The sequence below is a fragment of the Patescibacteria group bacterium genome, assembly GCA_028707065.1.
In the GTDB taxonomy this organism is placed as follows: domain Bacteria; phylum Patescibacteriota; class Patescibacteriia; order Patescibacteriales; family WJLG01; genus JAQTUZ01.
Genome location: JAQTUZ010000020.1, coordinates 1 through 20,239 on the forward strand (window position 1 = coordinate 1; position 20,239 = coordinate 20,239).

Here is a 20,239-nt window from a genome sequence, read left to right on the forward strand (position 1 = left end):
ATTTATTATCCCCGAAGCATGGGCATTTAGCGCCTTGGAGGCGTTTATGTGGCGTTCAATCGCCGCCTGGAAATCACCGGAAATATAGACATTCAGCGCTTGAGTTCTGCTTTTGACGCGTTCATTCGATGCCCGGAGATCCGCCTGGAGATTCTGGAGATCCGCCTGGAGATTCTGGAGATCCGCCTGGAGATCATCGGGAATGGCACCATCCAGTTTGGTCCCGCCACAGGCCTGCTCCGGTTTCTTTTCATTTGCACCCGGATCGGCTAATAACAGCCTTATCGGGTCGATGCCGCACTCGTCAATAATTTTTCGCAATCCTTCTACGCCGATCAGGGAAACAATATTTTCCTTTTGCTGGCTCAAGAAGGCGTTCAAATTTTGAGTCAGCTCGGTTTTGTCGTCGGGCATCGCGCCTTGAACAAAATGGAGATTTTCGGCGATTTTGATTTTACGTTGTCCGCTTACCGTCCAAAAATTCAGCGTCGGGGTCGAGCCATTCTTACCGTGAGGTTCGTCGATAACGTAAGAGGAGTTGTCGAATAAGGTGACAACATTGAAGTGCAATCGGTCGATTTCAGTGCGCGTAATCAATTTTATCATTTGCGTCGGCACCGAGATCGCTTCACCCTCGCAAGAAAAATCCAGATTTTCGGCGGCGCAAATGCCGTAAAACATTTGCCCTTCGGTTTTAACCAGTGACAAAATATCGATCGACAGCATTTCGCGAAGCCGTCTTTTGAAATCCTCGGCTTTATTCTTTCTTTCCTTTTTTTCGTTTTCTTCGCCACTCAATGAGATTCCTCCCAGCAAAAGCGCCAGGCAGGCCGCGCCAAGCGCCAATCCGCCGCCGACTTTGAATAAGCCTTTGGCCAAACCGGCGACAGCGCCGAAAGCGTGAGAAACGTCGCCCGAGCCAACATTGACAAGGCCGCCCCTGATAGGAAGGCCGCCCAGGGAACCGGTTAATATTTTTCCATCCATACAGACTCCTTTCTTAAGTTTGAAAAAACAAGCAATTATTATTGAACAGCTAAAGCTTGTCATAAATCAATCTTTTAGTCAAGAGGGGACAAGTAGTTTTTTAGCACTCTTGACACCCGAGTGCTAATTGAAGTAAAATGAAAATGCAATACTAAATTGTAATACTAAAATGTAATACTAATAAATACGAATACATACTAATCACACGAATATTAAATAACAAATTTAAACAATTAGAAAAGAATTCGTTATATTAGTATGTATTCGTAGATTAGTATTACAATAAAAGCGTCGAAAAAAAGAATATCTATGGACCGAAAAAAACAAATCCTAGCTGCTATTATCAAAGAACATATCGCGACGGGCGCTCCCGTCGGGTCTTCGAATTTGGTGGAGAAATATAAACTCGATTGTTCTTCGGCGACCGTCCGGAATATCATGGCCGAATTGGAAGAAGAGGGATTCATCCGCCAGCCGCATACTTCGGCGGGCCGGGTGCCGACCGAAGCCGCTTATAGATTATATTTGTCCGAAGTCATTGATAAAAAGAAAGTCAAAAAAATCAGAGATAAGGATTTGCGCGAAATCGATCTGGCTTTGGGCGATACGGATGAAGACTCGATGCGCGACACGGCCAAGACTTTGGCCGGTTTAACCGATTCGGCCGTGTTCTGGGCGTTCCATAAAAACAATTTGTATTACACCGGGCTATCCAATCTTTTCCAGCAGCCGGAATTCGTCAACTCGGGCTTGGTCTATAACGTTTCCTCGGTGATCGATCGGATGGACGAGATCATTGATAATATTTTTGAAAAGACCGGTTTGGAGGCGCAAATTATGATCGGCGAAGAAAATCCTTTCGGCAATTTCTGCGGCGCGATACTTGCCAAATACAAGCGCGGCAATCAATCCGGCCTATTCGGAATTCTCGGCCCGATGCGGATGGATTATGAACGGAATCTGTCGCTGGTTGAATATATATTGAATAAGTTAAAAAAGTAAAAATACTTTTGTCATCCTGAACGGAGCGTAGCGGAGTGAAGGATCTATTATGCGGGAAGTTCGTATAATGACTTTAAAAATTTTTGTCGAAGAAGTCCGTAGTTCCTGCAAAATAGATCCCTCGCGACGCGCTCGGGATGACAAAACAATAATATGCCTGACGAAAAATCCTCCTCCGCTAAAGCCGCGGGGGATAAAGAAATAAATAACGAAGCCTTGGAAGAAGCTGCAGTTGAATCCGCCGACGAAAAAATCCTGCGCTTGGAAACCGAGCTGAAAGACGCCAATGATAAATATTTGCGCGCGCTGGCCGAACAGCAGAATTTGGTTAAGCGGCAGGCCGCCGAGAAAGAAGATTTTGTCCGCTATGCCAATCAGGAAATCATTGCCGAATTTTTGATGGTCTATGATCATTTGAAATTATCCATCAGCTCGCTGCCGGAAAATGAAAAAGGCAGTGCCTGGGTTAAGGGCGTGGAAATGACCATTAAACAATTTAAAGATCTGTTATCAGTTAACGGTGTCGATGAAATCAAAACTACTGGCGAGAAATTTGATTCCAATACTATGGAAGCAGTTGAAGGCCAGGGCGAAAAGGTTTTAAAAGAGATAATGGCGGGTTATAAATTAAACGGCAAAGTTATACGTGCTGCTAGAGTTGTTTTAGAATAATGAAAAAAATAAATAACCAATATTAAATATCCAATACTTAAAAAAATATTTTAATAATTAAATATCTAAAACGCCTGTTGAGCAAATTTTGATTATTAAAATATTTATTTATTTTTTAAAATATTGGTTATTGATTATTGGATATTAAATCTATGTCTAACTTAATCAAATGGTCTCCGTTCTTCGACGGTTTTGAAGATACGGACAAGATGTTTTCCGAATTCGTGCCCATGGTGCGGCGCACGGATTCAGCCGGATTCGTTCCCGCGATCGATATGTATGAAGATAAGGATAATCTGATCGTCGAGACGCAATTGGCCGGCACTGATCCGGAAAAAGTTTCCATCGCCATTGAAAATGACGTTTTGACGATCAAAGGCGAAAGCGAAAAGAAAAGTGAGGTGGAAGATAAAGAATATTATCGCAAAGAGATTCGCCGCGGCTCATTCTTCCGCTCGATCCCTCTGCCGGCTCATGTCGACGGCGACAAAGCCTCAGCCATTTCCGAATCCGGCATCCTGAAAATTTCTATCCCGAAAAGAGCAGAATCCGCGCCAAAGACGATTAAAATTGAAAAGAAGTAAAGAATTCCCCTCTTGGGAGGGGTGCCGAGCCCGGCGAGGCGGGGTGGGTCTATTCCCGACAATATTTTGCCACTTTTTTTAAAAAAAGTGGCGCAAAAAAATGCGCGCAGGGACAAATTTCCTATCACTCCGCTATGAAACCTAGCAAAATTGCTATACTTGCCCCTCACCATTTCTGTTTGATAACAGAAATGGTGAGGGGCTTCGAACAACGCAATTTTGCACGGTTTCTACGCTGCGTGATTACGGAAATTTTCCAATGCGCGCCACAAGGAAGTTTATTTGTTAAAAAGTCCCCTCTCGAGAGGGGTGGCCGCGCCGCGCGGACGGGGTGTGTAAGGGCGGGGAAAAAGATTGTTCCTTAAATTTCACCAAAAGAAAACGCCCAAGACTTTTTGAAAAGTGTCTCGGGCGCTTGAAGATGCCGGGCGATTCAATGAAAGCGCCAGTTGACCCATAGCAGATCTCCGGTGGCTGTCATTGTGCCTGGGGCGTTGAGGATGACAAAGATTGCGATAATAATGAGCAGCAAGATCCAAATATACGCGGGCATTCTTGCGTTTGGCTTCATGGCAGCTCCTTTGTGGGGATTGAGAACGAGATTATCTTATAATTACACTACCGTTCGGGATGGAAGTCAATGTCAGCTTTTTGATCGCCATTAATTAAATTAAAAATTATTAATTATAAATTATAAATAAGGAGACTGATGAGCGGTAAGTTGGGATAAATATCCAGCTACCAACTACTAGTCCCCGGCTACAAAAATATTATGTCAAAAATTTTAGGTATCGATTTAGGAACCACTAATTCCGCGATGGCGATCGTCGAGGGAGGCGCGCCGAAGATTTTGGAAAATTCGGAGGGCATGAGAACCACGCCGTCCATCGTCGCGATTTCCAAATCCGGCGAATGGCTGGTTGGTGCATCGGCTAAAAGACAAGCCGTCACCAATCCGGAGAATACGATTTTTGAAGTTAAGCGTTTGATCGGCCGTCATTTCAATGACGCCGAAGTTCAGCGCGACTTGAAGAATATGCCATTTAAGATCGTTCAGGCCGGCGAAGGCGTGAAGATCATGATTTCCGGCAAAGAATATACTCCGCAGGAAATTTCCGCCAAAATTTTAGCAAAATTAAAAGCCGATGCCGAAGCTCGCTTGGGCGAAACCATCACCGAAGCGATCATTACTGTGCCGGCTTATTTTAACGATTCACAGAGACAAGCCACTAAGGATGCCGGTCAGATCGCCGGTTTGGATGTAAAAAGAATTATCAATGAACCGACCTCGGCCGCTTTGGCTTACGGTTTGGATAAAAAAGTCGGCCAGCAGATTGTCGTTTACGATCTGGGCGGCGGAACTTTCGATGTTTCCATTCTGGATGTTTCCAGCGACAGCGTGATGGTAAAAGCCACCAACGGCGATACGCATCTCGGGGGCGCGGATTTTGATCAGCGCATCATCAATTGGATTTTGGAAGAATTCAGAAAAGAAAACGGCGTTGACTTGTCGAAAGACCCTCTGGCTTTGCAAAGAATTAAGGAAGCGGCCGAAAAAGCCAAGATTGAATTGTCGTCCGCGATGGAAACCGAGATCAATCAGCCCTTCATCACTGTCGGCGCTGAAGGCCCGAAGCATTTGGTGAAGAAGATGACTCGCGCGAAACTTGAAGAATTGGTCGGCGATCTGGTGCAAAAGACGATCGAGCCGTGCAAAAAAGCGCTCGCTGATGCCGGAATGAAAGTTGAAGATCTGGAAGAAGTCGTCTTGGTCGGCGGCCAGACCAGAATGCCGATGGTGCAGAAATTGGTCAAAGATTTCTTTAAGAAAGAGCCGAATATGTCGGTCAACCCGGACGAGGTCGTGGCGGCCGGCGCTGGCGTGCAGGGCGGCGTCTTGAAAGGCGAAGTGAAAGATATCTTGTTGCTTGATGTTACGCCTTTGACTTTGGGCATCGAGACTTTGGGCGGCGTGTCCACCCCACTGATCGAACGCAACACCACCATCCCGACGCAAAAATCCCAGGTCTTCTCGACCGCGGCTGATGGCCAGACTTCCGTGGAGATCCATATTCTCCAGGGCGAACGTCCGATGGCTTCCGATAATAAGACTTTGGGCAGATTTATGCTCGACGGCATCCCACCGGCGCCTAGAGGCGTTCCGCAAGTCGAAGTTAAATTCGATATCGATGCCAACGGCATCTTGAATGTTTCCGCGACCGACAAAGCTTCCAATAAGCAGCAAAAAATCACCATCACCGCTTCTTCCGGCTTATCTAAAGAAGAGGTGGAGAAGATGAAGAAAGAAGCCGAGCTGCATGCTGAAGAAGATAAGAAGAAGAAAGAAAGCATTGATCTCAAGAATCAGGCTGAAGGCGTGATCTTCCAGACCGAAAAATTAATCAAAGATATGGGCGCAAAAATGTCGCCAGAAGATGTTAAGGCTTTGACTGATAATATTGAGGATTTGAAGAAGATAAAAGATGGCGAGGATACTGAATTGATCAAGAAAAAATTAGAAGCGATGAACCAGCTCGCGCAATCGATCGGCGCGAAGATGTACCAATCGCAATCCGCCGCTGGCGGTCAACCCGGTGCCGGCGCCCCTGGCGCTGATGCCGGCAAGAAAGACGAGCAAGGGCCGGTCGAGGGGGAATATCAGGAGAAGAAGTAAAATCGCGTAACGCATAACTCATAACGCGTAACGCCTTTATCTTTGTCATCCTGAGGAGTTCCGCCCTGCGGGACGACGAAGGATCTATTTTCCGAGCAGCTGTTAGTTTCTCATAAAGAAATTTTAATTGAATAAGTTTGTTGTTCCTACAAAATAGATCCTTCGCGCGGCGCTCAGGATGACAAAAAAAGGAGGGATGACAAAAATAAATAGTTTTCTTCTAAACCAACTTTTGCCAGCTGGCAAAAGTTGGTTTGTTAAGGAAATTAAAATTATGGAAAATATTAATCTCAAAAGAGCTACTTTAAGTGATGTTGATATTTTTTTGTCTTTGGAAAAAAGCGTCGCGCACCTGAAAACATATTCGGCGATAATTGAAAAAGATGAGGTGAAAAAAGAAATAGAGAATAATATTGTTTATTTAATAAAAGCTGGTGATTCAATTGTTGGCAGTATCGAATATAAAATGGAAGATGATGATACGGCTTATTTTAGCGGGCTGGTCGTGTCTCCGGATTTTCAGGGCAAAGGCATCGCTCGCGAAGCGATAAAGCAGGTTTTGGAAATAATCGGAGAAGATAAAAAAATACATTTGGTTACCCATCCGGACAATATTCCGGCAGTAAAACTTTACCTTTCCTTCGGCTTTATCATCGGAGAAAGGAAAGATAATTATTTTGGCGATGGCGAGCCGCGGATAGTCATGACTCGTTTAAAACAAAATAAATAATTTATCATTTATAATTTATAATTGATCATGTATGCTCTCCGTACTCTAATTAAGAAGGATATTGTCTGTGAGTTTGTTGCGAGTCCCTTCTAAAAAGGGGATAACACACCCCGCCTCGCCAGGGGCTCGGCACCCCTCTCCCGCGCATCGCTTCGCTTTGCGGGGCAGGCAAGAGGGGACTTCGCGACGAAAGGACTGGCGGAAAAAAGTCCCCTCTGGAGAGGGGTGGCAGTCCGCCGCGGACTGACGGGGTGTGTGAAAGTTGGTTTATAGAAAAAAATTAAAATATGCAAGGAGGGGAAAAACAAAAAATAGTCATAAGATATAATCCGAAACTGAAACAGTTAGCCAGTAATTTAAGGAAGAATGGAACCCTGGCCGAAGTTATATTATGGAAAGAGTTGAGGGGCGGAAAAATTCAGGGTTATGATTTTCACCGGCAAAAGCCGATTGGAAATTATATAATTGATTTTTTCTGTGACGAATTGCGGCTGGCGATCGAAATTGACGGCTGCTCGCATGGCTACAAAGAAGTTGAGGATGAAAATCGCCAGAAAGAATTGGAAAAATTAGGAATCAGATTTTTACGGTTTACGGATAGCAACGTCAAAAATAACTGCTGGGCAGTGGTTGAGGAAATAAAAAATTGGATTGAGAAAAACAGATAACACACCCCGTCTCCGCCAGGGGCGGAGCCACCCCTCTTGATAGAGGGGACTTCGCAACGAAGTAATTGGTTTTGTTAATCAAAAATTTATAATTTATAATTCATAATTTTTTATTCTATGGAACCAAATCAAGTCAAGCCGATGGAAATCAAGATCGCCGATAATATTCCCGGAGGAGAGTACAGCAATGCGATGCAGGTCGTCTTTAATAAAGATGAGTTCACTTTGCCGTTTTTCAATCTGGTCGGCAATGCGGGAAGGGTGGTCGCGAAAATAATTTCCAACCCCGGGCATTTTAAGCGGATGATCGCGGTGATGGAAAAAGCGCTGAAAGAATACGAAACCAAATTCGGAATGATCAAAGAAGCGGAAGAATTGAATAAGGAGATCGGATTCAAAGCCTAAATCACATAACACAAATCACAAATCACAAAACACATAACAGAAATTGTTACGTGTTATGTGTTACGTGCTTCATGAGTAAAGATTATTATAAAGTATTAGGCGTGGAAAAAACCGCAACTGCTGATGAAATAAAGCGGGCGTTTTTGAAATTGGCGCACCAGTATCATCCGGACAAGAACGCCGGCAAGGACGATAAGTTCAAAGAGATCAATGAGGCTTATCAGGTTTTGGGTAACGCGGAAAAACGAAAACAATTCGATCAGTTCGGCGCGAATTTTAATAATGCCGGCGGTTTCGGCGGCGGGCAAGGTTTTGGCGGATTCGGCGGTTTTCAAAATGGCGGAATGAATATCAATATGGATGACCTGGGCGATCTGGGCGAGATGTTCGGCGGCTTGGGTGACATCTTTGGTTTCGGCGGTGGTTCTTCCCGTTCGCGCCGGCGCGGGCCGCAGCGCGGTCAGGATATTGAAGCGGCAATGACTATTGATTTTAATGAGGCGATTTTTGGTACGGAAAAAGAAGTGACTTTGAAAAAGAAAATAATTTGCCCGAAGTGCGGCGGTACCGGCGCCGAGCCGGGCGCGAAAATCGAGGAATGCACGACTTGCAAAGGCCATGGCCGCGTGCGCCGTCTGCAACAAACTATTTTAGGTTCGATCCAGACCGAGACCACTTGTCCGAATTGCCAGGGCGAAGGAAAAACCGTGAGCAAAAAATGCGAAGCTTGCCATGGTTCAGGCACGGTTTATGATACGGCAAAATTCAAAGTTAAGATTCCTGCCGGCGTGGACGACGGCGGCCGAATTCGTCTGGCCGGTTTTGGCGAAGCCGGAGAAAAAGGAATGGCGGCCGGAGATTTATATTTAGACATCCGCGTCCGGCCGAGCGAAAAATTCGAGCGCGACGGCTATGATATTTTATCTAAAAAAGAAATAAATTTCGCGCAAGCGGCTCTCGGCGACAAAGTCGAGATCGAGACAGTTCACGGCAAAGTGGAATTGAAAATTCCCGAAGGCACGCAATCGGGCACGGTTTTCAAATTGCGCGCCAAAGGCGTACCGCATCTCGATGGGCGCAATAAAGGCGATCATCTGGTTACGGTAATCATCAAGACGCCGAAAAATTTAAACAAGAAACAAAAAGAAGCGCTGAAAGAGTTGGGAGTTTAAAAGTCCCCTCTTGAGAGGGGTGGCTCGCGCCGCGCGAGACGGGGTGTGTGAAAGATTATTTAAAGAAAAATATTTTATATATGGAAGGAGGGGAAAAACAAAAAAGAAAAATTGTAATAAGATATAACCCCGCATTAAAGCAGTTGGCGAGTAATTTAAGGAAAAACGGCACGCTCTCGGAAGTATTGCTTTGGAAATATTTGCAAGGTGGTCAAATTCAAGGTTATGATTTTCACCGGCAAAAGCCGATTGGAAATTATATTGTTGACTTTTTCTGTCCGGAACTGCGGCTAGCGATCGAAATCGACGGCTGTACTCATGGGGACAAAGAAGTTGAAGATGAAATTAGACAGAAAGAGTTGGAAAAATTGGGAATTAGACTTTTGCGGTTTACGGATAGCAATGTTAAAAATAATTGCTGGGCGGTGGTTGAAGAGATAAAAGATTGTATTGAGAAAAATAAATAACACACCCCGGCCTCCGCTTCGCTCCGGCCACCCCTCTCAAGAGGGGACTTTACGCCGAAGAATTTGAACAAGAAACAGAAAGAAGCGCTAAAAGAGCTGGGAATTTAAAGATCCCCCCAAGAGGGGATTTTTAAATTGCGTAAAAATTGGGGGAAATGTATAATAATAGTAAGATAATTAATCCAATATTTATGAAAAAATTATTATTTTTTGCGCCGGTCATTGTGGCGCTATTGCTGCTGGCTGGCTGTACTATGCCGCAACTTTTCAATAAATTTCAAAGCTTCCGCAGCGGAAATTATCTTGGTAGTGATTATAAGGGAAATTATGTTTGGGGCGGGGCGATGAATTTGGCTTGGAATGAATTGAATGACAATATTTTACACGAGAAATTGCAACTCAAAACTACCGATAAAGTTGCCTTGGGGATGGTGGATAAATTCAATAATCCGGCTATTACTAAAGACGATCTGGATGAAGCAAGTTATTATATAAAAAGCGGTTATGGGCAAGAAACAGTCGATGCTATTAACAAGGAATCAAAGGCGAAATTTCCTGATAAAAGTTTTGGCGATCTGCAAATAAAATTGGATCCGACCGGGATCATCTCTTATGCATATTTTTTGAAACAAGTGGAATATCAAACCGTTTTTGACAAGAAAGACGTCTCCTTCAACGGACAAAAGGTGGCGGGATTTTATGCTCGTGGCGGGGCAGAGCGAGGCAACGTGAAGATCGTTAAGTATGAAAATGATGATAAATTCATCGTCAGTTTGCAGCTTAAAGATAAGAGCGACCAATTGATCTTGGCCAAAGGATATGACATGAGTGATCCGCAAACTGTAGTTAAAGAAATTAATCGGGATAATCAGGGTAATCTTGCCACTATAGATGATGCCGATAGTTTTGAAGCCCCAAAATTGCAACTTGATGATCAGCGGGATTATAACGAGCTGATCAATAAATACTTAGCTAATAAGGGTTTTGAGAATTATTATATCGCCATGATGTTTGAAAATATCAAATTTAATATGGATGAAAGGGGAGCCAGGGTTGAAAATGAGGGAGCCATCGGGTTGACGTTGGGGGCCGCGTATAATCCAAATCCGGTAAAGCCCAAAAATTTTATTTTGAATAAACCTTATTGGGTGGTCATGCAAAGAAAAAATTCTCAAAACCCATATTTTATTTTGGGAGTGAATAACACGGAGTTAATGGAAAAGAAATAAATCTCGAGACGTTTGGAGGTGCGTTTAGCGGTGGAGGATTAAAATATCACGACATTTTTCGGCCAGCTCGGCAAGATTGACGCCGGCCTTTTTTGTTTGATAAAATTCCGAACATAGAGCAGAGAACAGAGAACAGGGAACAAAAAGCAGGAACAAATTCGCTGAACTTAAAGGAATTTATCTTGCCTTGTTCAATGTTCTTTGCTCTTTGCTCTCTGATTCTGTCACGTTTTCACCCCGTCAATCGTATATATAAATCAGAGCAATTTACTAAAATTCAACCATCGTTTTTATGATTGAAATTAAAAATCTCACCAAGAAGATCGGTGAAAATCAAATTTTGAATGACATCAGTTTCACGGTTAAGACCGGGGAAATTCTCGGCTTTTTGGGGCCCAACGGCGCGGGCAAGACTTCGACGATGAAGATCATCACTTCTTATTGGCGGCCGACTTCCGGAAGCATAATGATCGACGGCATTGATGCGGTCAACGATTCGATAAAAACGAGGGCCAAGATCGGCTATCTGCCGGAAACCGTGCCGCTTTATGAAGAGATGAAGGTGAGCGAGTATTTGAAATTCGTCGCCGCCATGCGCGGACTTTCCGGTGAAAAATTAAAAGCTCGGATCAGCGAGGTGGCTGTCTCTTGCGGCGTTACCGGCGTCTTACGAAAACCGATCGATGAATTGTCCAAGGGCTACCGGCAGCGCGTCGGATTGGCTCAGGCGATCATGGGCAATCCCGATGTTTTGATTTTGGACGAGCCGACGACCGGTTTGGATCCGAATCAGATCAGCGAAATCCGCGAGTTGATCAAAAATATCGGCAAGGAAAAAACCGTGATCTTTTCCACGCATATTTTGGGCGAGGTGAGCGCGGTTTGCGATCGCGTCATCATCATTAACAATGGAAAAATAGTCGGCGAGGGCAGTCCGGCCGAATTATTAAAGCGAGCCAAGACCAAAGAATTGGTTTATGCCAAGATCAAGGGCGATCAGGCTAAAGTTTTGAAAACAATGGCGAAAGTGGCTGGCGTAGCTAAGGCGACAATCAAGGATCAGGAAGAGGGAGAGCTGGCCGGATATGAGATCGAAACGATGGACGGAGCCGATGTGCGGGCCGATTTGAGCCGCGCCGTCATCAAGGGCGGGTTTGAAATTCTGGAAATTTCCCAGACCAAAGCGTCGCTCGAAGATGTGTTCCGGGAACTGACGAAGTGAATTACAAATTAAAAATTACAAATTACAAGATAGTTAAAATTTTTAATTTGTCATTTGTAATTTGTAATTAAGATCATATGACCAAGAAAGATTACTTAAAAGTTATTTGGACATTGTTTAAGAAGGAATTGATGAGTTATTTTAATTCCCCCATCGCCTACATATTTATCGCGGTGTTTTTGGTGGCCGGCAATTGGCTTTTCTTCCAGAATTTTTTCATTTATCAGCAGGCGACCATGCGCGAATATTTCGCGCTCTTGCCCTGGATTTTCTTGTTTCTCTCGCCGGCGGTAACGATGCGGCTTTGGGCGGAAGAAAAAAAATCCGGCACGATCGAATTTTTATTGACTTTGCCGATCACCACCTGGCAGGCGGTTTTGGCCAAATTTTTGGGCGCGCTGGTGTTTATGATGATCGCCCTGGCTTTGACTTTTAGTCTTCCGGTTACCATTTCCTTTTTGGGCCGCATGGATTTTGGTCCGATGGTCGGCAGTTATTTGGGCTCGATCTTTTTAGCCGGAGCTTATTTGTCGCTTGGCCTTTTTATGTCGTCGCTTACCCGCAATCAGATCATCGCTTTTGTCCTTGGCCTGGTCGCTTGTTTTGGCGCGCTGGTCATCGGTTCCGGATTTGTCTTGATGGCCGCGCCGGCCGCCATCGCTCCGCTCTTCGCTTTCTTGGGACTGGGCACGCATTTTGACAGCATCGCCCGCGGCGTCATCGATTCGCAAGATATTGTTTATTACTTAGCCTTTATTTTCTTATTCCTTTGGCTCAACGTACAGGTTATTCAGAAGCGGGCCTGGAGATAATATAAAATTGTCACATTGCTAAATTGTCAAATTGTTGCGCTACGAAATAAATAAATTCGTTGCGTAACAATGTAGCAATGTAGCAATATAGCATCAATGATTTAAAACATATGAAATTTTCAGACATAATCAAGAAAATTAAGACGTGGAAATTGTCAAAACGCGGTGATAATTTTGTCACCGTCGTGATCATCATCGGTTTGCTTTTGGTGGTGAATTTTATTTTCAGCCAGATCCATTTCCGCGCCGATCTGACCGCCAACGGCGATTATTCCCTGTCAGCCGCGAGTAAAAAAACTGCCGCAACCCTGCCCGATGTTGCTAATATTAAGGCTTATTTCAGCCGTAATTTGCCGGCGCAATATTTAAATTTGCGACAGGAGGTTAGCGATATGTTAGCCGAGTATGCCAGCTATTCCAACGGAAAGATAAAAGTGCAAATGATCGATCCGGCTACTTTGAAAAACGCGGAAACCGAATTGGCGGCCAAGGGAATTCCCACCTTGCAATTCAATGTCTTGCGCAACGATTCCTATCAGGTGGTCAATGGTTATCTGGGGATCACCATCCAATACGGCGATAAAACCGAAGTGATCCCGGTGGTAAGCGATACTTCGAATTTGGAATATCAGCTCACTTCTGATATCAAGAAATTATCCGGAAAAAATCTGCCGGTCATCGGCATCGTGACGAGCAATAAAACCGTGCCGACCACCGGCGACCCGAACTCGGGCGACACCCTGATGACGCAAGCTTACGCCAAACTCTCCGAGCTCTACCAGGTTAAAAATATCGATCTCGCCAAGGATAAGATCACTGATGATCTTAGCTCGCTTTTGATCGTCGGTCCCAAAGATAAATTCACCGACGATGAATTGAAAAAGATCGACGCGTTTGTGATGAAGGGCAAATCGCTGATCCTTTTGGTCGATGGCGTGAATGTGGCCAAAGGCATGGGCGCGACCAAGAATGACTTGGGGCTGGATAAATTATTATCCGCCTATGGCTTAAAACTTAATAATAATTTGATCGCTGACGCTTCAGCCAACGGCCGCGCGTCTTTTTCTTCGGCGAGCGGCGCTTACTCCATGACCTACATGATCAATTATCCGCTTTGGCCGAAAGTTTTGCCGAACAACATGGACAAGTCCAATGTGATCGTGGCTAATTTGCAAAGCATAATTTTCCCCTGGGTTTCCAGCATCGAGGTGACGCCGAAAGACGGAGAAAATATCGTTTATCTGGCTAAATCCACCAGCGACACTCTGGCTGAAACAGATAATTTTGTGCTTGATCCGCAAGCGGTCGAAAAGATCAGCGGCCAGGCCGGCCAGTATAACCTGGCGGTTTATGTTTCGGGAAAATTGACCAGCGCCTTCGGGGCGAACACGACCGATAAAGCGAGAATTGTGCTGGCGGGCGACAGTGATTTTGCCACTGATATGTTTACCGGCAACGGTTCGGATAATATGATTTTTTTCCAGAATTTGGTCGATGGCTTGTCTTTGGATTCTGACCTGATCAATATCCGCGCTAAGACGGCGACGGAACGGCCGATAACTTTGCCGGACAAAACCGCCAAAGAAACCATCCGTTATTTGAATATTTTCGGCGTAACGGCATTGGTTCTGATATTCGGGCTAGCCAGATATTTCATGCGGCGGAGGAATAAAAAACAAGGTGCTTAGAATAAAGAGCAAAGAACATCGAACATAGAACAGTTTATAATTTTTTATTAATTTTAAAAGGGGGGATGGAGAAATATAGCGATATATTAAAAAATAAAATGGATGAATATGCCAGAGGAGTTTATCGAGTTTCCAAAAATTTTCCCAGAGATGAAATTTACGGATTAACTTCTCAGCTGCGTCGAGCGGCTTTATCGGTAATTTTGAATTATATCGAAGGATTTGCCAGAAGAACCGGCGATGATTGTAAAACCTTCGTTAATTTTGCCAGAATATCCTACGGATCTTTAAAAGAAAGCCAATATCTTTTATATTTTGCGCATCGGGAAAAATATTTAACAGATGAAGAATTTAAAAGATTATCGGCAATTGCCGACGAAATTGGCGCAATGTTATACACAACAATTAATCCCGGCACTTAACATGGTGTTCTTGCTCTTTGATCCATGTTCTCTGCTCTATACTTATGTCTAAGAAGAATTTGATTTTAGGAGGAATTTTAATCGCGCTGGTCGCGTTCGCTTGGATTTGGAGCGGACCGTTGCAGGATTGGAAAAAAACCGAAAGCCGGGAGAAGAATTTTTTGGCCGCCGTTTTCTTGGCGAAGATCGACCAGATAATTATCGATAAGAATGGCCAGAAAACCGAATTGGATAAAAGCGGCGATAGCTGGGCGATCAATGGCGTGAAAAATTTTGCGGCGGACAAAACCGCTGTCGGAGCCTTGAATTCGGTATTAAATGAAATCGGCATTCTGCCGATCGAAACCGTCAGCGCCAACGCGGATAAAAAAAGTTCCTTCGGCACGGATGACCAGGGCATCAAGGTTGAGATCAAACAAGGCGGAACGACTTTTAATTTTGTCGTCGGCAAGGCCACCTCTGATTACGCCGGAACCTATATCGCGCAGCCGGATTTCGGCAAAACTTTCGAGATCGCCTTGGATTTAAACAGTATTTTCGGCCGCGACGATTGGCGCGACCCCGCGATCTTTTCTTTTCTCAAAGAGCGCAGCGGCAAGATTCGCTTTCAATATCCCAGCCGGCAATTTACCGTCGAGAAGATTAATAATAAATGGGCCGGCATCCAGCCGAAAAAATTTGACGTTAGCGACGATAAAATCAACGCGGTGTTAAGCGTCTTGCAAAATCTGACTGCGGTGAAAATTCCCGCGCAAACTTTCTCGGGAACCGGTTTGGAAAAGCACACTATCATCGTGCAAGTTACCGGCGAAGGTTTTGACAATACGCTGATGATCGGCGATTGCACCAAGGATAATTTATGCTATGCCAAAACAGCGGCCAACGATAATATCTATTTAATTTCCAAAACCGACCGCGACGCCTTGGATAAAAAGATAACTGATTTGAAGTAACTAAAAAGTAATAAACCAAAAATAAAAAAAACAGTTCCAATCTTCGGGCTGTTTTTTTGTTACCCATTGACAAAAGCTGATATTTTTGCTATACAATTAATTAGTTTTAAATTTTTTTGTTAGCTCTATCAACAATTTAAAGAAGGGAAGTATCTATGAAAAAGATGGCTTGTGCCCCAGCAGTTGTCGCGTTGTTTTTGCTGTTCGATTGCGCGCCGAATAACTCCATGGCGCCGGTGGCTTCTTCTTTTCCGGCGGGTTGGCCGCAGTCGTTCGCCGCGGTTGATTCCTTATTTAAACTCGATTCGAATCGGGTGGGTGAGGTGGCAAACTTCAGTGACGCTTGGTATGCCAGAAGTCCCGGGCGGCTTGATCAACTGAAGTTAACGGTTTTTGTGAGAGATACGAATGCCAACGGCGGTTTGACCGATCTCACCGTCTGTTATCGGCATGGGGGATTTCATCCCGGTCCGGGCGATACCTTTGACACGTTGTATCAAGAAAAGTCAGCGAGCGGCGTCGGAATCGAAGTGCGTCATATTTACGCGTTAGGCAGCGATAAAGTTAATTTCTTTGATATCGAAGTGATCAGAGGGCAGTTTCAAACGATGTATTTGACGCCAGCGTATCGCGGAGCTTTTTTCGACGGCAAGCTGATCGATTCAACTGGCATCGACGCTGTCCATATCTGCACCCGCAGCAATCAACGACTGGATCAATGGCCATTGCTGATTCTAAGAGGCAATTATCCTGCCCTTCGAAGCGCGGGCGGAGTTTACAAGTATCGAGTCTATGACCCCGAATCCGGCCAAATGGTCAATTACGGAGAAATGAATCTATAATCTTTTCTTCGTGTCAAGCAAAAATGCGTTTTTTCTTTTGAGAAAACGCATTTATTTTTTTAACCAATTGGCTGATCTTCTTTGCCGGTGGAAGCCGATGGCAAAGCGATGCGCTTCGTCGCGGACGCGCTTGATGATATGCAGCGAGGGGGAGGCAAGCGGCAAAACGAGCGGGGTTTTCATGCCGGGAAAAAATATTTTGTCCGGCGCATGCGCCGAGCGCAAGCCCTCGCCTTTGGAAATGGCGATGATTGGAATATCAAGTTTTGCCCCAGGGCACCCTCTCTTGCTTCGCAATTCACCTTGTATTTTTTTTAAAATAGCCAGGCCGGCGTTGAGCTGGCCTTTGCCGCCGTCAATGATTATTAAATCTGGCAGAGGCCAACCTGCCCCGCCATTTTCTGGCGTGGGTCGATTGTGGAACCTCCGTTCCAAAACTTCTTTCAGCATGGCAGTATCATCAGACTTTAACACACCCCGCCTCGCCGGGCTCGGCACCCCTCTCCCACGCATCGCTTCGCTTTGCGGGGCAGGCAAGAGGGGAATAAATTGTTTCGTTGCGAAGTCCCCTCTATTAAGAGGGGTGGCCGCGCCGCGCGGACGGGGTGTGTTTTGATCGGCATTTCCGCGGATGGTAAACTTCCGGTATTCATTCTTATCCGGTTCGCCGGCGGCAAAAACCACCATCGAGCCGACCGCTTCACGCCCAAAAATATTGGAAATATCATAGCCTTCGATTCTTTGCGGGATTTTTGGTAATTTTAAAGTTTTCGCCAATTCGATCACGTCGGCGGCATATTTTTCCCCGACAGTCAAAATGCGAGAATTTTCCAAAACCTTTTTTAAATTAAAGAGGCGATATTTTAAAATATTTAGTTTATTTTCTTCCTCTCCACTTCTTTTTTCTCTTTCCAAATTCCAAATTCCAAATTCCAAATTCTTTTCTACCTCCTTTTTCTTTCCGGCTAAAAATTTTTCAATTTCCCCGATATTTTTTAAGTACTCTTCGCGTGATACTTTAAATTCGCACATCCCCGGGCATTTGCCGATGCGATAATATAAGCAAGCGCGTTTCGGCATGGTCGCGCAGGAGCGGAATGGCCAGATGTAGCGGATGATCTTCAAAACTTCTTTGACTGATTCGGCGCTTAAGAATGGCCCGAAATATTTTCCCTGTTTGGCGATTTCGCGCGTTAAAAAAACTCTTGGCCACTGGTCTTCAAGAGAAATCTTAATATAAGAGTGCCGTTTGTCATCCTTAAGATCGATATTGTATCGCGGCTGATATTTCTTCACTAAATTCGCTTCTAATAATAACGCCTCGATTTCCGTGTCGGTTTCGACCCATTTTATCTTGGCGATTTTTTTTACCATCAGCTCTTTAGCCGGAGTATGTTCGGCGCTCTCGTGCCAATAGGAAAGCACCCGCGCTCTTAAGTTCGCGGCCTTGCCGATATAGATGATTTTGCCGCTCTGATCATAATATTGATAAGAACCCGGCCCGGTGGGAATATTCAATTTTTTTACCTTTTCCAAATTCATAATTTTCCCCCCTCCTTTTTAAGGAGGGGTTTGGGGGTGGTTTAGATGATTAAATATTAGGCTTTATAGCATAAAAAATCAATTTTTAAAATTCAATCAAATTAAAAAGCCGATTACAGGGAATCGGCTTTTTGTCTTCAAAGAGGACAAGTTATCACTTTGTTTTTGTTTTTGCCAAGACCTTTTCCGTGTTTTGGCGCAAATTTTGGATTATTTGTTGCGCTCCGCTGATCTTAATGGGGGAACTGTTGATGATTTTTCCGTCGGGAGTTTTTGTGATCCACGCCACCAGCGCCTCATTGGAGTTGCCTTTTTGACAGCCAATCGAAACCTTGGCAATCCAAAGCATCGAAATGATAGTGTCCATTCCGTTCTGCTGGTCAGGAGACAGCGGCCGGTAGCCATCTTTCCGAAGCGTATCGCAGACAGTGGTAAAGTCCGCCATTTTACTTTTGGCATAGACGGCAACCTGGATCCCGTAGTCATCGCTGACTTTTGCCAGATAGGCTACTTTAAAAGGCAGGGCTTCGTCTTTGGCAAAGACGAATGAGGACAGAAAGGCGATGGACAGTACGGCCAGCAACGACCAGGAAAGCTTACGCATACGGCTCCTTTGAAGAAGGTGAAATTGTTCGTAGAAACAGAAATTTTTTTAAATTGATCAAAGTACGTCTTGATCGAATGCTGTGAATATATTATATAATTTCTTTTTTGTCAATATCGCCAGAGTTAGGTTTTTTAAGATTAGTTAAATAAAAAAGCCATCCAGTATTATTGAATAGCTTTGGGCAGATTATTCTCTGCCGGTGCAATGGAATTCGACATTGACCTGTCTTTCGTGGCCACCTGCTGTTTTTTCGGCAGCGATTTCATCCTTCTCTTCGGCCGAAATCCGGCGGAAGGAATAAGAGAATATCACCACTTCGATTGCCCAGACGGCTATCCCGATCGGCCAAAGATTGGTGTAGGCGGAAAGAAAAATTATGAAGCACAAAGCAGATCCCAATAATAGAAATGTCGTGTGCCTGATGTTCGCCCATTTGCCGCGTATTGGCATCAGAGCTATCAAGCCCGAATATCCCGCCAGCGCGATAGATGCGACGCCGGTTAAAAATATAAGGATATTTTTGTGGGCGGAAAAGAAAGCGCTATCGGCAATCCGGAAAAATACCATTGCGCCGAAAGACAAAAAGAACATTATGGCCGCCAGAGCCAACGCGCTTAATTCGGCGACTTCCCTTCTGATCAGATCTTCTTCGCTCAAGCGGCAAAGTTTGCCGGCAAAGAAGATTATTGCGGATAATATTTCAGCAGCAATCAGCATGCCGAGCATCCGGATGGTAAGATCGAGGGCGATGAATCGACTGGCGATAAATAATGCTATGAATGGGACTGCGGCAGCGAGAAACAGTTTTGTTTTCACGCGAGAACCTCCTTTAGTTATTTTTTGATTGTACGGAACGATATTCTGGATATTGCCAAAAATTGTCTCTTTTGTCAATAATGCTAAAAAAACTTGAAAATAAAAAAGCCATTCGAGTATTACCGAATGGCTTTTGGCAGTTTTCTGCCCGAGTTTTCTTAGAGGCAGGGCCCGAGCGCCGTGCGTCTTTCAAGGTCCTCTCGATTTTCAGCCACGCCGATTTTCAAGAGCTTGGGAGTGAAAAAAATCACGAGCATTGCGGCCGGTAAAACGATCATGGCCGTTGCGGTCATTGGCGATTGGTTAATTGCAATTAACATTATCACGATGACCGTAGCCGGAAATAGAACCGCTTCTTTTTCTCCTTCGCTATAGTTTGGCGCCACTATATCCAGCACCAAAACTCCTGGCGCCAAAAAACAGTAGTGAATAAACATGTACGCGCAAACAAGGAACACGCCGTATTGGATAAGATTTCCGTGGTTCACGAAAAAAAAGGCAAGACCCCTGCTGGATAAAAGACAGGGCGAAAAGGTTGCCGCTAAAACAGCTGCCGTATAGGCGGCAAGTATCAAGCGATAGCCTTTCTTGTCGCCCATCTGCCAGCCTAGGCCGGAAAGCAGAGCGGCGATAAACAACAGAATCGCTTCCAGCAAGAAAACTTCAGGATGCGGACTGCACGCGAAAAAGTAATATGGAGCTCCTGGCACCCCGAAGAGCAGCATTGCCAGCATTCCTGTCGACA

At 44.8% G+C, this 20,239-nt stretch carries 21 protein-coding genes; 16 read left to right on the forward strand and 5 right to left on the reverse strand.

All coding sequences use genetic code 11. The annotated features are described in order from the left end of the window. The coding region (locus PHE24_05815) for a hypothetical protein (protein ID MDD4902620.1) at positions 1 to 987 on the reverse strand (987 nt) is incomplete at its 3' end. A gap of 309 nt (positions 988 to 1,296) precedes the next feature. On the opposite strand from PHE24_05815, the gene PHE24_05820 reads away from it, so the two are divergent. The 16 genes from PHE24_05820 (at position 1,297) to PHE24_05895 (ending at position 16,529) form a co-directional block, all read left to right on the forward strand. Further along, positions 1,297 to 1,989 (forward strand): hypothetical protein, encoded by a 693-nt coding sequence (locus PHE24_05820; protein MDD4902621.1) that lies wholly within the window; start codon positions 1,297 to 1,299, stop codon positions 1,987 to 1,989. A gap of 153 nt (positions 1,990 to 2,142) precedes the next feature. Continuing rightward, positions 2,143 to 2,661 carry a nucleotide exchange factor GrpE gene (locus PHE24_05825; GenBank protein ID MDD4902622.1) on the forward strand — a complete coding sequence of 173 codons (519 nt, stop codon included), beginning with the start codon at positions 2,143 to 2,145 and terminating at the stop codon, positions 2,659 to 2,661. A 152-nt stretch (positions 2,662 to 2,813) separates the two neighbouring features. Beyond that, the gene (locus tag PHE24_05830) at positions 2,814 to 3,245 is read left to right on the forward strand and encodes an Hsp20/alpha crystallin family protein (GenBank protein ID MDD4902623.1); all 432 of its coding nucleotides are present in this window, start codon (positions 2,814 to 2,816) and stop codon (positions 3,243 to 3,245) included. 772 nt (positions 3,246 to 4,017) lie between these two features. Continuing rightward, on the forward strand, positions 4,018 to 5,919 hold the full coding sequence (gene dnaK / locus PHE24_05835) for a molecular chaperone DnaK (protein ID MDD4902624.1): 1,902 nt from the start codon (positions 4,018 to 4,020) through the stop codon (positions 5,917 to 5,919). Positions 5,920 to 6,193: 274 nt separating this feature from the next. Beyond that, positions 6,194 to 6,649 (forward strand): GNAT family N-acetyltransferase, encoded by a 456-nt coding sequence (locus tag PHE24_05840; protein ID MDD4902625.1) that lies wholly within the window; start codon positions 6,194 to 6,196, stop codon positions 6,647 to 6,649. Between the two features lie 287 nt (positions 6,650 to 6,936). Next, on the forward strand, positions 6,937 to 7,317 hold the full coding sequence (locus PHE24_05845) for an endonuclease domain-containing protein (protein ID MDD4902626.1): 381 nt from the start codon (positions 6,937 to 6,939) through the stop codon (positions 7,315 to 7,317). A gap of 117 nt (positions 7,318 to 7,434) precedes the next feature. Further along, complete coding sequence (locus PHE24_05850; GenBank protein MDD4902627.1) at positions 7,435 to 7,722, forward strand: DUF3467 domain-containing protein; 288 nt, start codon at positions 7,435 to 7,437, stop codon at positions 7,720 to 7,722. A gap of 71 nt (positions 7,723 to 7,793) precedes the next feature. Beyond that, a complete protein-coding gene (gene dnaJ, locus PHE24_05855) occupies positions 7,794 to 8,894 on the forward strand; it encodes a molecular chaperone DnaJ (GenBank protein ID MDD4902628.1) in 1,101 nt (366 codons plus the stop codon). 80 nt (positions 8,895 to 8,974) lie between these two features. Then, positions 8,975 to 9,361, forward strand: a complete 387-nt coding sequence (locus PHE24_05860) for an endonuclease domain-containing protein (GenBank protein MDD4902629.1) — start codon at positions 8,975 to 8,977, stop codon at positions 9,359 to 9,361. A gap of 191 nt (positions 9,362 to 9,552) precedes the next feature. Further along, complete coding sequence (locus PHE24_05865; GenBank protein MDD4902630.1) at positions 9,553 to 10,590, forward strand: hypothetical protein; 1,038 nt, start codon at positions 9,553 to 9,555, stop codon at positions 10,588 to 10,590. A 292-nt stretch (positions 10,591 to 10,882) separates the two neighbouring features. After that, entirely contained in the window at positions 10,883 to 11,812 is a 930-nt protein-coding gene (locus tag PHE24_05870; GenBank protein ID MDD4902631.1) for an ATP-binding cassette domain-containing protein, read from the forward strand. Positions 11,813 to 11,889: 77 nt separating this feature from the next. Next, positions 11,890 to 12,624: an ABC transporter permease subunit gene (locus tag PHE24_05875; protein ID MDD4902632.1), complete on the forward strand. Its 735-nt coding sequence runs from the start codon at positions 11,890 to 11,892 to the stop codon at positions 12,622 to 12,624. 110 nt (positions 12,625 to 12,734) lie between these two features. Next, positions 12,735 to 14,312 (forward strand): GldG family protein, encoded by a 1,578-nt coding sequence (locus tag PHE24_05880; GenBank protein ID MDD4902633.1) that lies wholly within the window; start codon positions 12,735 to 12,737, stop codon positions 14,310 to 14,312. A 65-nt stretch (positions 14,313 to 14,377) separates the two neighbouring features. Beyond that, entirely contained in the window at positions 14,378 to 14,734 is a 357-nt protein-coding gene (locus PHE24_05885; GenBank protein ID MDD4902634.1) for a four helix bundle protein, read from the forward strand. 44 nt (positions 14,735 to 14,778) lie between these two features. Next, positions 14,779 to 15,687 (forward strand): DUF4340 domain-containing protein, encoded by a 909-nt coding sequence (locus PHE24_05890; GenBank protein MDD4902635.1) that lies wholly within the window; start codon positions 14,779 to 14,781, stop codon positions 15,685 to 15,687. A gap of 155 nt (positions 15,688 to 15,842) precedes the next feature. Continuing rightward, complete coding sequence (locus PHE24_05895) at positions 15,843 to 16,529, forward strand: hypothetical protein (protein ID MDD4902636.1); 687 nt, start codon at positions 15,843 to 15,845, stop codon at positions 16,527 to 16,529. Between the two features lie 51 nt (positions 16,530 to 16,580). Here PHE24_05895 and PHE24_05900 read toward each other — a convergent pair whose 3' ends face one another. The 4 genes from PHE24_05900 to PHE24_05915 form a co-directional block, all read right to left on the reverse strand. Then, entirely contained in the window at positions 16,581 to 18,071 is a 1,491-nt protein-coding gene (locus PHE24_05900; protein MDD4902637.1) for an excinuclease ABC subunit UvrC, read from the reverse strand. A 154-nt stretch (positions 18,072 to 18,225) separates the two neighbouring features. Next, a complete protein-coding gene (locus tag PHE24_05905) occupies positions 18,226 to 18,675 on the reverse strand; it encodes a hypothetical protein (GenBank protein ID MDD4902638.1) in 450 nt (149 codons plus the stop codon). 189 nt (positions 18,676 to 18,864) lie between these two features. Beyond that, entirely contained in the window at positions 18,865 to 19,494 is a 630-nt protein-coding gene (locus PHE24_05910) for a hypothetical protein (GenBank protein ID MDD4902639.1), read from the reverse strand. Between the two features lie 158 nt (positions 19,495 to 19,652). After that, positions 19,653 to 20,239, reverse strand: a 587-nt coding sequence (locus tag PHE24_05915) for a hypothetical protein (GenBank protein ID MDD4902640.1), incomplete at its 5' end; no start/stop codon positions are given.

Coding starts and splice junctions, on each gene's coding strand:
- PHE24_05840 (MDD4902625.1), top strand. CDS start 6,194: ATGGAAAATATTAATCTCAAAAGAGCTACTTTAAGTGATGTTGATATT.
- PHE24_05900 (MDD4902637.1), bottom strand. CDS start 18,071: ATGAATTTGGAAAAGGTAAAAAAATTGAATATTCCCACCGGGCCGGGT.
- PHE24_05880 (MDD4902633.1), top strand. CDS start 12,735: ATGAAATTTTCAGACATAATCAAGAAAATTAAGACGTGGAAATTGTCA.
- PHE24_05885 (MDD4902634.1), top strand. CDS start 14,378: ATGGAGAAATATAGCGATATATTAAAAAATAAAATGGATGAATATGCC.
- PHE24_05865 (MDD4902630.1), top strand. CDS start 9,553: ATGAAAAAATTATTATTTTTTGCGCCGGTCATTGTGGCGCTATTGCTG.
- PHE24_05850 (MDD4902627.1), top strand. CDS start 7,435: ATGGAACCAAATCAAGTCAAGCCGATGGAAATCAAGATCGCCGATAAT.
- dnaK (MDD4902624.1), top strand. CDS start 4,018: ATGTCAAAAATTTTAGGTATCGATTTAGGAACCACTAATTCCGCGATG.
- PHE24_05875 (MDD4902632.1), top strand. CDS start 11,890: ATGACCAAGAAAGATTACTTAAAAGTTATTTGGACATTGTTTAAGAAG.
- PHE24_05820 (MDD4902621.1), top strand. CDS start 1,297: ATGGACCGAAAAAAACAAATCCTAGCTGCTATTATCAAAGAACATATC.
- PHE24_05845 (MDD4902626.1), top strand. CDS start 6,937: ATGCAAGGAGGGGAAAAACAAAAAATAGTCATAAGATATAATCCGAAA.
- dnaJ (MDD4902628.1), top strand. CDS start 7,794: ATGAGTAAAGATTATTATAAAGTATTAGGCGTGGAAAAAACCGCAACT.
- PHE24_05895 (MDD4902636.1), top strand. CDS start 15,843: ATGAAAAAGATGGCTTGTGCCCCAGCAGTTGTCGCGTTGTTTTTGCTG.
- PHE24_05830 (MDD4902623.1), top strand. CDS start 2,814: ATGTCTAACTTAATCAAATGGTCTCCGTTCTTCGACGGTTTTGAAGAT.
- PHE24_05860 (MDD4902629.1), top strand. CDS start 8,975: ATGGAAGGAGGGGAAAAACAAAAAAGAAAAATTGTAATAAGATATAAC.
- PHE24_05825 (MDD4902622.1), top strand. CDS start 2,143: ATGCCTGACGAAAAATCCTCCTCCGCTAAAGCCGCGGGGGATAAAGAA.
- PHE24_05905 (MDD4902638.1), bottom strand. CDS start 18,675: ATGCGTAAGCTTTCCTGGTCGTTGCTGGCCGTACTGTCCATCGCCTTT.
- PHE24_05870 (MDD4902631.1), top strand. CDS start 10,883: ATGATTGAAATTAAAAATCTCACCAAGAAGATCGGTGAAAATCAAATT.
- PHE24_05890 (MDD4902635.1), top strand. CDS start 14,779: ATGTCTAAGAAGAATTTGATTTTAGGAGGAATTTTAATCGCGCTGGTC.